11 protein-coding genes are annotated in these 13845 nt (G+C 61.3%); 2 read left to right on the forward strand and 9 right to left on the reverse strand.

The features are described from left to right. Positions 1-10: 10 nt before the first annotated feature. The 5 genes from ACQ4W0_RS14480 to ACQ4W0_RS14500 form a co-directional block, all read right to left on the reverse strand. Complete coding sequence (locus tag ACQ4W0_RS14480) at positions 11-1486, reverse strand: mannitol dehydrogenase family protein (protein ID WP_436577338.1); 1476 nt, start codon at positions 1484-1486, stop codon at positions 11-13. Continuing rightward, a complete protein-coding gene (locus tag ACQ4W0_RS14485) occupies positions 1486-2535 on the reverse strand; it encodes an ABC transporter ATP-binding protein (RefSeq protein WP_436577339.1) in 1050 nt (349 codons plus the stop codon). The genes ACQ4W0_RS14480 and ACQ4W0_RS14485 overlap by 1 nt, the downstream gene beginning before the upstream one ends. Before the next feature lie 18 nt (positions 2536-2553). Next, complete coding sequence (locus ACQ4W0_RS14490) at positions 2554-3372, reverse strand: carbohydrate ABC transporter permease (protein WP_436577340.1); 819 nt, start codon at positions 3370-3372, stop codon at positions 2554-2556. A 10-nt stretch (positions 3373-3382) separates the two neighbouring features. Next, positions 3383-4243: a carbohydrate ABC transporter permease gene (locus tag ACQ4W0_RS14495; protein WP_436577341.1), complete on the reverse strand. Its 861-nt coding sequence runs from the start codon at positions 4241-4243 to the stop codon at positions 3383-3385. 212 nt (positions 4244-4455) lie between these two features. Continuing rightward, the gene (locus tag ACQ4W0_RS14500) at positions 4456-5766 is read right to left on the reverse strand and encodes an ABC transporter substrate-binding protein (RefSeq protein ID WP_436577342.1); all 1311 of its coding nucleotides are present in this window, start codon (positions 5764-5766) and stop codon (positions 4456-4458) included. A 310-nt stretch (positions 5767-6076) separates the two neighbouring features. On the opposite strand from ACQ4W0_RS14500, the gene ACQ4W0_RS14505 reads away from it, so the two are divergent. After that, positions 6077-7354: a maltoporin gene (locus ACQ4W0_RS14505; RefSeq protein WP_436577343.1), complete on the forward strand. Its 1278-nt coding sequence runs from the start codon at positions 6077-6079 to the stop codon at positions 7352-7354. 78 nt (positions 7355-7432) lie between these two features. On the opposite strand, the gene ACQ4W0_RS14510 is transcribed toward ACQ4W0_RS14505, so the two are convergent. After that, positions 7433-9835 carry a chitinase C-terminal domain-containing protein gene (locus ACQ4W0_RS14510; protein WP_436577344.1) on the reverse strand — a complete coding sequence of 801 codons (2403 nt, stop codon included), beginning with the start codon at positions 9833-9835 and terminating at the stop codon, positions 7433-7435. Between the two features lie 110 nt (positions 9836-9945). Then, complete coding sequence (locus tag ACQ4W0_RS14515) at positions 9946-11364, reverse strand: glycoside hydrolase family 19 protein (protein ID WP_436577345.1); 1419 nt, start codon at positions 11362-11364, stop codon at positions 9946-9948. On the opposite strand from ACQ4W0_RS14515, the gene ACQ4W0_RS14520 reads away from it, so the two are divergent. Further along, positions 11363-11677: a hypothetical protein gene (locus tag ACQ4W0_RS14520; protein ID WP_436577346.1), complete on the forward strand. Its 315-nt coding sequence runs from the start codon at positions 11363-11365 to the stop codon at positions 11675-11677. The two genes, ACQ4W0_RS14515 and ACQ4W0_RS14520, sit on opposite strands and share 2 nt — an antisense overlap. A 17-nt stretch (positions 11678-11694) precedes the next feature. On the opposite strand, the gene ACQ4W0_RS14525 is transcribed toward ACQ4W0_RS14520, so the two are convergent. After that, positions 11695-12537, reverse strand: coding sequence for a sulfotransferase family protein (locus ACQ4W0_RS14525; protein ID WP_436577347.1), 843 nt, complete (start codon positions 12535-12537; stop codon positions 11695-11697). Positions 12538-12691: 154 nt separating this feature from the next. Next, a partial coding sequence (locus ACQ4W0_RS14530; RefSeq protein ID WP_436577348.1) for a YDG domain-containing protein occupies positions 12692-13845 on the reverse strand: 1154 nt, incomplete at its 5' end.

Here is a 13845-nt window from a genome sequence, read left to right on the forward strand (position 1 = left end):
GCCCTCCCCGTCAGGCGACGCTCTGTTCCAGCGCAGCACGCGCGCCCAGTCCATACAGGCTGGCCAGCGCCTCGCCCACCGCCTGCGTGAACGCTTGTGTGTCGCTCAAGTCACCGAACAGCTCGCGCAAGGACAGCAGCGCCGTGGCATCGGCCCCGCCCTGCAGCGCCAGTGCCCGGAGGCGTGCCGCATACGGGTCGTTCAGGGGCATCTCGCGCCCCTGCTCGTCGTGGCCTTCCAGGTAGCGGAACCAGCATGCCACCGTGAAGGCCAGCAGCTTGATGGCGCCGCCTTGCGCCAGCGCTTCGCGCACGGACGGCAGCACGAATTTCGGGATGCGCGCCGAACCCTCCGTGCCGATGCGCGCCAGCTGGTCGCGCACGGCCGGATTCGAGAAGCGCTCGACCAGGGTGTCCTTGTAGCTGGCCAGGTCGATGCCCTCCACTTCATCGAGCAGGGGCGTGACCTCGTCATCCATCATGCGCCGCACGAGCAGTCGGATGCCGGCATCCATCATCGCTTCATGCGCATACGTGTAACCGAGCTGCATGCCTATGTAGCACAGGGCCTGGTGGCTGGCATTGAGCAAGCGCAGCTTCATCTTTTCATACGGCAGCACGTCGTGCGTCATCTGCGCGCCCACCTTTTCCCAGGCCGGCCGGCCCTGCGGGAATTCGTCCTCGATGACCCACTGGCGGAACGGCTCGCACACCACGGGCCAGGCGTCGGCGATGCCGAACGTATCGCGCACCAGCGCCCGGTGTTCATCGGTGGTGGCCGGCGTGATGCGGTCGACCATGCTGTTGGGGAAGCTGCCATGCGTGGCCAGCCAGCGCGCCAGTTCCCCGTCGCGCAGGGAGACAAAGGCCAGCAGCATCTTGCGCGTCACGTCGCCATTGTTTTGCAGGTTATCGCAGGACATGATGGTAAACGGCGCCAGTCCCCGCTGGTGTCGCAGGGCCAGGGCGGCGGCCAGGTAGCCGAACGAGCAGCGCGGCGCCTCGGGATGCGCCAGTTCATGCACGATGTCGGCATGATCCGCATCAAACTCGCCCGTGCCCTGATTCACATAGTAGCCGCCCTCGGTGATGGTCAGCGCGACGATGCGCGTGCCAGGGTCGGCCAGCTTTTCCAGCACGGCTTGCGGCTCGTCGGGCGCATACAGGTATTCGCCGATGCTGCCGATGATGCGCGCCGAGTCGCCGGCCGCGCTGCGCTCGACCACCGTGTACAGCCCATCCTGCGCCTGCATGGCGTCGCGCATGGCCGCATCAATCACCAGCAAGCCCACGCCGGAATAGCCCCATTGCTCATTTCCGGGCAAGGCCAGCAAATCGTCGAGGTACACGGCCTGGTGGGCTCGGAAAAAGCCGCCCACGCCGATATGCACGATGCTGGGCACGAGCGCGCCGCGCGCATACGCGGGCACGGCCACCCTGGCTGGCAGCTGCGCCAGGTTCGCCTGGTTCAATGCGATGGCGTCCATTACAGCGCTCCTTTCGCTGCCGCGTAAGTCTTGCCCGCGCGGTCAAAATAATGCACGAAGCCCGGTTCGAAGGTCAGGTGCGTCTGCTGGCCCGGCTGCAGGCTGCTGCGTTCGGCGCCGCGCGAGACCACCTGCACATTGTTCGGCAGGCGCACATAGGTCAGCGTTTCCACGCCCAGGGATTCGACCAGGTCGACGGTGACGGGCACGCTGCCCGGCTGCGCCGCCCCCAGGTGCACGTGCTCGGGGCGGATGCCGACAAAACCGTCGGTCTGCGCCGCGCTGCCCGCCTGCGCCAGCAGTTGCGGTGCTGCGTCGGCGGGTACCACGTTCATGCTGGGCGTGCCGATGAATTGCGCGACAAAGCGGTTGGCGGGGCGGTCATACAGTTCCAATGGCGAGCCATGCTGCTCGATCTGCCCGTCGCGCAGCACCACCACGCGGTCGGCCAGGGTCATCGCTTCCACCTGGTCGTGCGTGACATAGATGGTGGTGGCGCCCAGCTCGCGGTGCAGCTTGGCGATCTCGATGCGCGTCTGCACGCGCAGGGCCGCGTCCAGGTTCGACAACGGTTCATCGAACAAAAACACTTTCGGGTCGCGCACGATGGCGCGGCCGATGGCCACGCGCTGGCGCTGGCCGCCCGACAGCTCCTTCGGCGTGCGTTCCAGGTATTTCCCCAGGTCGAGGATGGCGGCCGCCTTGTCGACTTTTTCGCGGATGATGGCAGGATCGACGCCGGCCAGCTTCAGCGCGAAGGACATGTTCTGGAACACCGTCATGTGCGGGTATAGCGCATACGACTGGAATACCATCGCCAGGTCCCGCTTGGACGATGGCACGTTCGTGATGTCGCGCCCGTCGAGCGACAGTTTGCCGCCATCGATCGGTTCCAGGCCCGCGATCAGGCGCAGCAGGGTTGATTTTCCGCAACCTGACGGCCCCACGAAGACGACGAATTCGCCCTGCTGGATGTCCAGGTCGATGCCCTTGATGGCGCGGTGCTCGCCAAAGAATTTCTCGATATTGCTCAGTTGAAGATAAGCCATGATGTCATCCAATAGTGTTTACTTAACAGCGCCAAAGGTCATGCCCTGCACCAATTGTTTTTGACAGAACCAGCCCAGCGCCATGATGGGCGCAATCGCCATCAGGGAGGCGGCCGACAATTTCGCCCAGAACAAACCTTCCGGGCTGGAATACGAAGCGATGAGCCAGGCCAGCGTGCCCGCATTGGAGGCGCCCAGGTTCAGCGACCAGAACGATTCGTTCCACGACCACACCATGCACACGAGGGCCGTGGAAGCGATGCCGCCCACGGACAGGGGCAGCACGACATGGCGGAATTCATCCCACACGGTGGCGCCATCCATGCGCGACGCTTCCAGGATTTCACGCGGCAACTCCTTCATGCTCGTGTACAGCAGCCAGATCATGATGGGCAGATTCATCAGCATGAACATGATGGTCAGGCCGATGCGCGTGTCGAGCAGGCCAAAGTACTGGTAGCAGATATAGACGGGCATCAGGGCGCCCACGCCGGGCATGTAGCGCGAGCTGAGCATGAATTTCAGCAAGCCGATGGTGCCGCCCGTGGGAAAGAAAGCCATCGAATAGGCGGCCGGAATGGCGATCAAGAGGCCGATGGCCGTCGAGACCACGCTGGTAAACAAGGAGTTCCACGCGTAACCGAAGTAATTGTCGCGCGCCAGCACTTCGCGGAAGCTGTCGAGGGTCGGCGTGAAGAACAGCAGGGGCGGCGTGGAAATGGCTTGCCCTTCCGTCTTGAAGGCCATCAGACCCAACCAGAAGATGGGAAAGAACAGCAGCAGCGCGCACAGCCAGGCGGCGGCCGTGCGGCTATACAGATTGAGTTTGCTATGCATCAAGGTCTCCTTATTTCGACAGGTTCTTGCCGATGACGCGCATCAGGAAGAAGGCGGCGATGTTGGCGATGAGCACGGCGAACAGGGCGCCGGCCGAGGCCGCTCCCACGTCATACGACAGCAGTGCCTGCTGATAAATCATGAAAGTGATGGTGGTCGTGTCGAAGCCGGGACCGCCGCCCGTGGTGGTAAAGATTTCCGCAAAGATCGACAGCAAAAAGATCATCTCGATCATCAGCACCACCGAAACAGCGCGGCCCAGATGGGGGATGTAGAGGTAGCGCAACTGCTGCACATACGTGGCGCCATCCATGCGCGCCGCTTCCAGCTGTTCGCGGTCCATCGATTGCAGGGCTGTCATGAAGATCAGGCAGGCAAACGGCAGCCATTGCCAAGACACCATCATGATGATGGAAAACAGGGGGTGGGCCGACAGCCAGTCGACGGGCGTGGCGCCAAAGAAGATGCTGATTTGCGCGAACAAGCCGTAGATCGGGTTGAGCAGCATGTTCTTCCACATCAGGGCGTTGACGGCCGGCATGACGAGAAACGGCGAAATCAGCAGCACGCGCACGATGGCGCGCCCGGGGAACGCTTCATTGATCAGCAGTCCCAGCGCCGTGCCCAGCACCACGGTGATCAGCATGACGGAAAACAACAAAGTAAACGTGTTCTGCAATGCCGGCAGGAAAGATGCATCGGTAAAGAAAAAGTGAAAATTGGCCAGGCCATGGAAAGGATGGCCGCTCGGATCGAGCATGGAATAGCGCACGAACGAGTAAAACAGGGTGATCAGCAGCGGGATCACGGAAATGACGGAGACGGCGACCACGGCCGGCGTCAGCAAAGCCCGGGGGATAATGCGTTTCATAATGTTCTCTTGGGACGTGAGGTGAGTGATTGATCTCACGCAATAGCAAGACCAGCCACTTCACCTGTTTTACAAACCAAACAGCATAGATGCCTGACAAAACCGTAGCGAGCGGCAGTGATTTGTGGCCGAGAAGCGCAACCGTACTCTAGTACGGTGAGCATCGCCGGCCGCAAAGCGCGACGCGTAGTAGGTTTGGTCAGGCTATCCTCTTACTTGTAATAGCCGCCCTTGCGCATCTCCCGCTCCGCCGTCTGCTGCGACAATTCCAGCGCCTGGTCGACCGTCACCTTGCCCAGCAGCGCCGCCGCCATCTGCTGGCCTGCCGCCACGCCGATCACCTGGAATTCGGGGATGGACGCGAATTGCACGCCCACGTACGGCGATGGCAGCATGGTGCTTTGCACGGCGCGCGTGGTGGCCAGCGCCTTGCCTTCGGCGGCGGCAAATTTCGCTACTTTCTGGAACTCGGGGTTGGCATACGTCGATTTGCGCGTGCCCGTCGGCACGTTGGCCCAACTGGTTTCTTTGGCAACCAGTTTCACGTAGTCGGGCGACGTGGCCCAGTTGATGAAGCGTTGCGCTTCATTCGGGTGCTTGGAGCTCGCTGGGATGGCGAGCGACCAGATCCACAGCCAGTTGGCGCCCCGCTCCGTCACGCCGATGGGCGACTGGGCAAACGCCACCTTATCGGCCACCTTGCTCTGTTTCGGGTCCGTGATGAAAGACGCGGCAATCGTCGCATCGATCCAGATGCCGCACTTGCCCTGGTTGAACAGCGCCAGGTTTTCATTGAAGCTGTTGGCGGCCGCGCCCGGCGGGCCGTATTTCTTCATCAGGTCGACATACATGGTGACCGCATCCTTCCACGGCTTGCTGGTAAATTGCGGTTTCCATTGCATGTCGAACAGCTGGCCGCCGTAGGAATTGGCCATGGTGGTGATCAGCGCCATGTTGTCGCCCCAGCCCGGCTTGCCGCGCAGGCAGATACCGTACACGCCATTGGCCGGATCGTGCAGCTTGGCGGCCACGTCGCGCAACTGGTTCCAGGTGGGGCGGTCTTCGATCGTCACGCCCGCCTTTTTGACCAGGTCGCTGCGGTACATGATCATCGAGCTTTCGCCATAGAACGGCGACGCGTACAGCTTGCCATCGCCGGAGAGGCCTTCGCGTATGGCCGGCAGCAAGTCGTCGATATCGTATTTGGCGTCCGGCTTGATGGGGATCAGCCAGTTTTTCTTGCCCCAAATAGGGGTTTCATACAGGCCGATGGTCATCACGTCGAACTGGCCGCCCTTGGTGGCGATGTCGGTGGTCATGCGCTGACGCAAGACGCCCTCTTCCAGGGTCACCCATTTGAGCTTGATGTCGGGATTGGCTTGCTCGAAGAACTTGCTGAGCTTTTGCATTTCGATCATGTGGCCGTTGTTGACGGTGGCGATGACCAGGTCGGTGGCGGCAAAGGCGGACGAAGCGAAGCAGAAGGCGCCGGCGCACAGCGCGGCAATGGCGGAACGTTTCATTGTGTGTCTCCAGTGTTTTTTGTCGTTGGCAATGCTCAGGTACTTAGCACCACGACCACAATGTAGCACCGGCCTTTGATACTTTCTGATACTCCGAAACCGCAATTCGATACTCTTTTGCAGGTCCACTATGCGCGAGAGTATCGATATGCAGCAAAAACAACACTCTGGAAGAAAGTATCGTCACTTGTCCGTTTTGTATCAGGGTGGTTAAAAAAGCGCTGCTAGACTTGGTTTTCGGCATTAGACCGTATGCGATGGCCGTCCTCGGGGGCGCCAGCGCTACCACCTACATTATTCTGGAGACCGCATGAATCGCACTGCATTGAAAACCTTACCTGCCCTGATCCTGGCCATCGCCAGCGCTTCCGCTGCCGCCGGCCCCATGTACCCAGGTGATGCCGAAGGCTTCCACGGCTACCTGCGCGCCGGCGCCGGCAGCACCACCGCTGACGGCGGCGGCCCGCAAAGCTGCTATGGTCTGGGCGGCAATACCATGAAATATCGTCTGGGCAATGAGTGCGACGCCTACACGGAATTCGGCTACACCAAGTCCGTCGCCAAGTCCGGCGACGTGAACTACCTGGCCACCATCTGGGTCAACGCTTACGCGCCATCGTCCGATTTCGGCGACCGCAAGCTGGGCATCGTCAAGGCCTATGTCGAAGCGCAGGGACTCGATTTCCTGAACGGCGGCACGGCCTGGGTCGGCAAACGCTTCTACTACCGTCCCGACATCCACATGCTGGATCTGCAATACATCAACATGAACGGCACAGGTGCCGGCCTGGATCGCATTCCTGTGGGCACGGGCAAGCTGTCGTATGCCTTCTTCAAGGATAACGACGTGCGCAACGTGAATCCCGTGACCAACGTGGTGGGCACCACTTCGGCCGTGCGCCAGAATCTGATCTACGGCGACATCCCTGTGAACCAGGATGGCTTGCTGGACATCGCCGCGACCTATATCATCGGCCAGGGCAAGGATAACGACGGCTACGGTCCGAAGCACAATGGCTGGCAGCTGTCGGCATTCCACCGTCAAGGCAAGGTCTTCGGCGGCGGCAATACCTTCGGCGTGCAGTACGGCGTCGGCCCCGGCATCGGTGGTTCCGGCAACGGCCAGTTGGGTGCTACCGGCAGCACTTCGTTCGGTTCGGACGTGAAGCGCACGCGCGTCTTCAATGACATGGCGATCCAGCCGATGGAAAACTTCGGCATGGAATTCGTCGCCCTGTGGCAAAAAGACGAGTCGAACGCCACCGGTTCCTCGACCTGGACCTCGGTCGGCGTGCGTCCCGTGTATGCGTTCACCAACAACTTCAAGCTGGTGACGGAACTGGGCACGGATCGCGTGACGCAAGCGGGCGGCCTGCCGGCCAAGCGCCTGACCAAGCTGACCATCGCACCGACGATCTCCGCCGGTCCTGGCCTGTGGTCGCGTCCCGAGTTGCGCGCTTTTGTTACCTACGGCAAATGGAACGATGCGGCTACCGCTTCGGTCAACGCGTCGAACAACTCCGGTCCCGTGTACAACAACAATACCAGCGGCACGTCGTATGGTTTCCAAGTGGAAACTTGGTTCTAAGCTAGTTTAATTGCTGCAATTGAAAAAGGGCGGAACCGCGGTTCCGCCCTTCCCTGTTTACCCTACCGTATCATCGCCTTACGGCAAGGCCACCGGCAATTCCGGGTACTCTTGCGTCAGCGCATACTTGGTGCCGCCCACGGTGACCGTGTAGTTGGCCGGTCCCGAGATGGGCAAGCGGTAGTTCACGGTCAGCGCCACGGAGCCGCCCGGCGCCAGCGATTGCCAGGCGGGAATCGCGAAGCGGGCCCGGTTGTAGTTCTTGGTGAAGCCGCCGATATTGTTCGGTCCCGTGTAGCCGGCATTGATTACCGTCAAGCCGAAGCCCGACTGGTCGCTCATGTCCGATGGCGCCGACACGGGATAATCGAACTCCACCACGGTGCCGCCGGGCAAGGTCGACGTGGTGTTGTTCTTCAGCGTCATCACCGGGTTGATGGGGAAGTTGTTGTCACCCAGCTTCCAGCCGCCCAAGGTGATGCTGACGTTGGCAGCCGTGCCCGGCATGGCGATTTCGGCGCGCTTGTTGCCATACACGCCGGCCGTGCGGAAGGCCTGGTACAGCACGTCCGTCAGGGTGGTGCCCATGAAGTACTCGCCCTTGCCGCCATTGCGCGTGGCATCCCAGGCATAGTCGCCCGCCATTTCCCAGATCATCACGCCGCCGATATTGTTGTTGACGATGTACTGGGCCTTGGCCGCGATCGACTGCGTAGTTTCCGTGGAAATGAACACTTTCTTGCTCGCATTCCACAGCCACGGCGCCACCATGGTGCTGCTGTAGTACGGCACATAAGTGCCTACCAGGGCCTTGTCCGTGACCTTGTAGGCGTCCAGGTAGCTTGGCACGATGCCGTTTTGCAAGTTCAGCGCATGCCAGATGGGGTTGCCACCGCCCGGCGTGGGCTTGCCTTGCGAGTCGAGGTCGAACCACACGTTATCGATGCCGGTGGCGCCCGTGCCGCACGTCTTGGTGCCGGCGCAGGTGACCGTGGAGCTGATCAGTGGCGTCGTGCCCCACAGGCCGTTCGTACCGCCCGTCACGTCCTTCCAGCCCCGCGTGTAGAACGGCACGCCGATATTGATGCGTCCCGCCTGCATGGCGCCCCGGTAATAGCGATAGGCCCAGTCCGTATTCAGGTAGCCGATGTTCTGGTACTGGTAGGCGTTGCCGGCCCGCAGTTCGCCATCGTTGCCGTCGTCAAACAGCGCCGCGTTCGGCCCCACGTACTGGTTCCACGCGCCGTGCAAGTCGTAACTCATCAGGCTGGCATAATCGAGATATTTCAATCCCGACATATTTTCCTCGCCGCGCAAGACCCAGCCCGAGGCGGAACCGGCGATGGTGAGCAGATAGTATTTATTGTCCTGCACGGCCGCTTCGTCGAGCTTCTGGCGCAGCACTTTCAGCAGCACGTTGTAGCTCGTCATCAGGCCGGCCAGCCGTGGTTTCGAGGCGGCGAAATCGTTCGGATTGCCCGCTTCATTGTTGGTGGTCGGGTGTTCGTAATCGACATCGACGCCATCAAAGAAGTTGTACTGGCGCACGAACGCCACCATGGAATCGGCCAGGGTATTGATGCCGGCCGTGTTGATGCTGCCGTCCGCATTCGTCGTGGCCGTGTAGAAGCCGCCGCTGCCGGCCCAGCCGCCCACGGAAATCATCAGTTTCACGCCCGGATACTTCTTCTTGTATTGCGCCAGCAAGTTGAAGTGGCCCTTGTACGGCAGGGACGGGTCCATGGCCGCCGCCGGCACGTTCGGCCAGGTCAGACCCGTATCGGGATTGGCCGCACCGCTGCCGATGGCGATCTTCGAGGTGGCCGGGTCGACAGAAGCAAACGCATAGTTCAGGTGAGTGATCTTATCCCACGGCAAGTTGTTCACCAGATACGTAGGACTGCCATCGACACCCGTGCGCCAGCTGGCGAAATAGCCGACGATGCGCCGGTTCAAGCCATTGCCCAGCACTTCGCGGCCATTCGCGTCGTACACCTTGCAATACGGCACATTCGGCACGGCCGAGATCAAGCCGTCCGGACGGCAGGCCGTGGGCGTGGGCGTGGGCGTTGGTGTCGGTGTCGGTGTCGGTGTCGGTGTCGGTGTCGGTGTCGGCGTTGGGGTCGGCGTTGGGGTCGGCGTTGGGGTCGGCGTTGGCGTCGGCGTCGGCGTTGGCGTTGGCGTCGGAGTCGGGGTCGGAGTCGGGGTCGGCGTTGGCGTCGGCGTATCCGTCACGGCCCACGGGCCCCACTGGTCGGCGGCGCTGGGGACATTGCCCTGCGTCCACCACTTGGCCTTGTAGGTAACGCCCTGGTAAAGCACGCACTGGCCGCCCGTATAGACGGTGGCGGCATCCCAGACGGCGCACGCTTCGACGGCGGCCAGCAAGGTGTTTGGCGTGGCCGTCGTGCCTTCCTGGCCGCCGCCGCAAGCGACGAGCACGCCGCTGAGCAGGGCCATCAATAATGCATTCGATTTCATGTGATGTGGGTCTCCGTTATGGTTGTACAGCTTGTACGTTGTGAGCTGTTGCAGGCCCCTCTGGGGGCTCTTGTCAACTGTGATCCCTGGCCGGCCTTCCTGCACTTGCTTTACTGCAACTTCACATTCCAGTTGGCTTCCACGCATTTCACGTAGTTCCCCGCCTGCAAGGCGCTGTACGGGGTTTGATAGCTGACCAGCTGGCATTGGTTATCGCCACCCGCACTCCAGTTCTTTTCCCAGTAGATGTTGTAGGAAGCGGAACTGGCCGGGGTGAAACGTTGCATGTTGGCGCACGACAATTGTTCGCCGGAATAATCCCAGCCCATGTCGGCGGCAAATTGCTTGTAGTAATCGATGCGGTTTTGCGCGGCCTGCTTTTCCGTGCCCTGTCCGCATTCGGCGTTGATGATCATGATGGTGGTGGCGAAATTGTTGCCCGCGCCTGCCGCCGTATCGGCCGCATTCGGCACCCACGTGCCGTCGAGCACATGCAGCATCGACGGTTTCGGCGGTTGCGGATAAACAAAGAAAAACGTGGCCGACGCCAGGTTCAGCCAGGTCGAGGCCACCAGGTCCGGATTTTTCAGCAGGACGGATTGATCGCCGTCATGCATGGCTTGCGAAAACGGACCGTAATTGTAGTTGTAGGACAGCTGCTTGGCGCCGCGGCCAAAGTATTTCTTGAAGCTGCCATCGGCATTCTTGCCGCAGGTCCACACCTTGTTGAAGACGGGGTCGGCGCACTCGATGTTGTAGCCGCAGCCGGCGCCTGTCTCGTCGCAGCCCAGTTCGCGCAAATACTTCAAGCCCTGACGCCATTGCGGCAGCGGGCTGCTGGCGTTATGGTCGCCCGTTTCCTGCCCGAAGTGGGCAAACATGGTGGCCAGGCTGTGGCGGCAGATGGCATCCGCATTGCGCCCGTCGCTGTAGTCGTCGCACACGGCGGGGAACTTGGCCACGGCTTGCAGGAAGCGCTGGTAGGTGTAGCTGGCGTCGCGCGCGGCAAAATAATAATCCCACTTCGCCGCCGGCAGCAGACGCTCGACGCGCTTGACGTTGAGCGGATTGCTGGCCAGGCCAGGCTGCACGGCCTCGACGGCCGTATTGCCCAGGGTGCGGATCGAGGCCTTGACCTTGCGGAAGAAATCATTGTTCGTCAGCGTCGCCTCGTTGGCCTCGGCCTGGGCCCTGGAGGGCACGCCTGGCGTGGGAGTCGGCGTCGGTGTCGGCGTCGGTGTCGGCGTCGGTGTCGGCGTCGGTGTCGGCGTCGGAGTGGGTGTGGGTGTGGTGGTATCCAGGCTCCACGGTCCCCATTGCTCGTTGCTCGGCGCCGTGCCCTGCACCCACCATTTGGCGCGGTAGACCTTGCCGTCGTAGACGGCGCACTGCCCCGCCGTGTAGACGGCGCTGGCGCTCCAGGCCGCGCAACTGTCGCTGGCGGTGGTCGCCGCCAGCAGGGTCGACGGGGGTTCGGTGGTGGAATTGCCGCCGCAAGCGAGCAGCGCGCTGCCCAGCAGGCCAGCCATGAAAGGCGTAGCCAGCCGGCTTGATTGCCGTGTCTTCACATTGTCTCCTGAACGTTATACGAAAACTATCGAAGTAGCTTTTTATGTTGTACGTAAAGAAAGCGCAGCGCAGCATCGGCTTTCTGCACAGAGAATGCGACGCCGAAAATTGGTAGTCAAGTGGTTTTATATAACGGTGTTTTTTACAATACCGGTAACGTCAGGCGGTGCGGCTACGGTGCGGCAGGCAACGAGTGAGAGGAAGGAAAAAAAGCCGAATTTGCAGCAACTGCCGGCAATACCGCGCCGGCAGCGGCGCAGCAAGTGGTATTAGCACTGCCGCAGGTGTTGTCAGGCGGATGGCGTCGCCACGCGTTGGTGTTGCGGATAATACAGGTCATAAAACCAGCCATACGCGCTTTCGATCTGCGCCTGGATGCGCGGCGGTATCGCATGCGGAGTGGGCGCGCTGATCGTCGCCTGCTGGCGATGCGTGTATTTCATGCGGTAATGGCTGTCGCTTTCCTGGATGCCGACAGCCAGGTCCTGCGGGTCGATCTGGAAGGGCGACAGGCCCAGCCACGCATACAGGTGCGACATGCATTCCACGGGACGCGCCATCACGTCTTCGAAGCGCACGAAATACAGTTTGCGCTGCACTGCGAGGGGCAGATCCAGTACGGCCTGCAGCCCACTCAAGGGGTCGCCAATGGTATGACCCTTGCCAAACAACATGTCGGCCCGGCCCAGTCGGTCGTAGTCGGCCAGGTGATCAATAAAATCGAGCAGGATGGTACGCTGGTGCTGCGCCTCGATGGAGCCATAGACTTGCCCCAGTTCGCGCACGCAGACGATGATCTTGGCCTCAGGCGCCAGTTGCAGCAGCATTTCCACGCAGTGCAGCCAAGCGCGGTTCTTGTCGACCACGCCCTGCTTGCCGCAGTCCTGGTACCAGCCGCGCAAGAAGCCTTGCATGGCCGTTTTCAGATGGCCATAACTGGTATCGAAGGCCGTATCGAGTTGCGATAGGAAAAAAGGATCGTCGCTGACCATGCGCCGCATGCCCCTCAAAGTATTGCACAGGGGGGAGCTATTGCCTTCGCAATACAGGTCGGGGTGCTGCGCCAGCAGCTGGCACAGCAAGGTGGAACCGGCGCGGGGCAAGCCGGCCACGCCGATGAAATTCGATACCATGCGTAATTACTTTCCGTGAAGCGCTGCACTGAAGAAGAAACATAAATTCTGTGCGGCAATTATACGAGCGCCGCCATGCCATGGCCGTATAAAAAAGCCGCTGCGAAACACGAAGCGGCATCTCCGGCATCCCTACAGAACGATGCCGCCAGCGTTACTGGCTTTCCAGGCTGTTGTTGCCGCCCGATTCGACGGGCAGGCGCAAGCCGCTATCCACCACACTCAAGCGCAAGCCTGGCAAAACGTTGCTGATAACATTGCCTGCCATCTGCACCACCGGAGCGCCGTCCTGATTGCCCTTGCCTTCGCCTTTCGCGTCGGGCTTGCCCGTCACCGTCTCGCTGGCGACCATGTTGCCCTGCGATGGCACCACGTTGACGGCAGCGATCACATTCGCGATGGTACCTTGCAGCGCAGCCGTCGGCTTGACTTTCAGCACGCCATCGACATAGTTCAGGGCATAGTTGGTCGATGCCAGGCCAGAAGCCAAGACCAGGTAATCGCCTGCCGCTGAGCCGGTCATTGCGGTCGTACTGAATGCCAGGTTGCCGCTCAGTTCACCGGCCGCTGTATCGCCGCCCAGCAAGCCCGCATAGCTGGCGTTGAATGCCGGATTGGCATTTCCCTGGTCTTTTTCCGCGTTGCCGACCTTCACGGTCAAGGCCGCCTGCGCAATATTAGCCGTGGCGCTGGCCGTGCCATTGACCGTATAGTTGCCCGCATCGACACCGGAGATGGCAATCCCGCCAACCGTTACCGTCTTGCCCATGCCTGCATTCTTGTCGCTGAATTTGGCGCCATTCGTGCTAAAGGCCAACTGATCGTTGCCGATGCGGTTGTCGCTCAGGGTCACGCTGGCGCCCGTGGTGGTGTCATATACGCGGCTGGCCGCCGTGACGCTGACGACCAGGCTGGCGCGCGTGATATCGGCCGTGGTGCTTGCAATATTGCTCGCTAGCACATAGTTGGCCGCATCCTGCCCACTCAGGCCCAAACCGTTGATCGTCACCGTCTTGCCAACTGCCGCATTCTTGTCGCTGAAGACGCCGCTGACCGTGCCGCTGTCCAAGGCCAGTGTATCGCCCGCCACCATGCCGTTGAACGTGGCACCTGCCAGATTCAGGCTGGCGGCAGTTTTGCCGTCATACACCTTGTTGCCGGCGCTGATGCCACTGACACCGTTGATCGTCACCTTGCCGATATCGGCCGTGCCGATGGCAACATCGCTGGCCAGCGTGTAGTTGCCCGCATCCGCGCCGCCCAAGGTGATGCCGCTGACCGTCACCGTCTTGCCAGTGGCTGCATTCT

This window comes from Janthinobacterium breve, from assembly GCF_051380895.1.
In the GTDB taxonomy this organism is placed as follows: Bacteria; Pseudomonadota; Gammaproteobacteria; order Burkholderiales; family Burkholderiaceae_D; genus Janthinobacterium.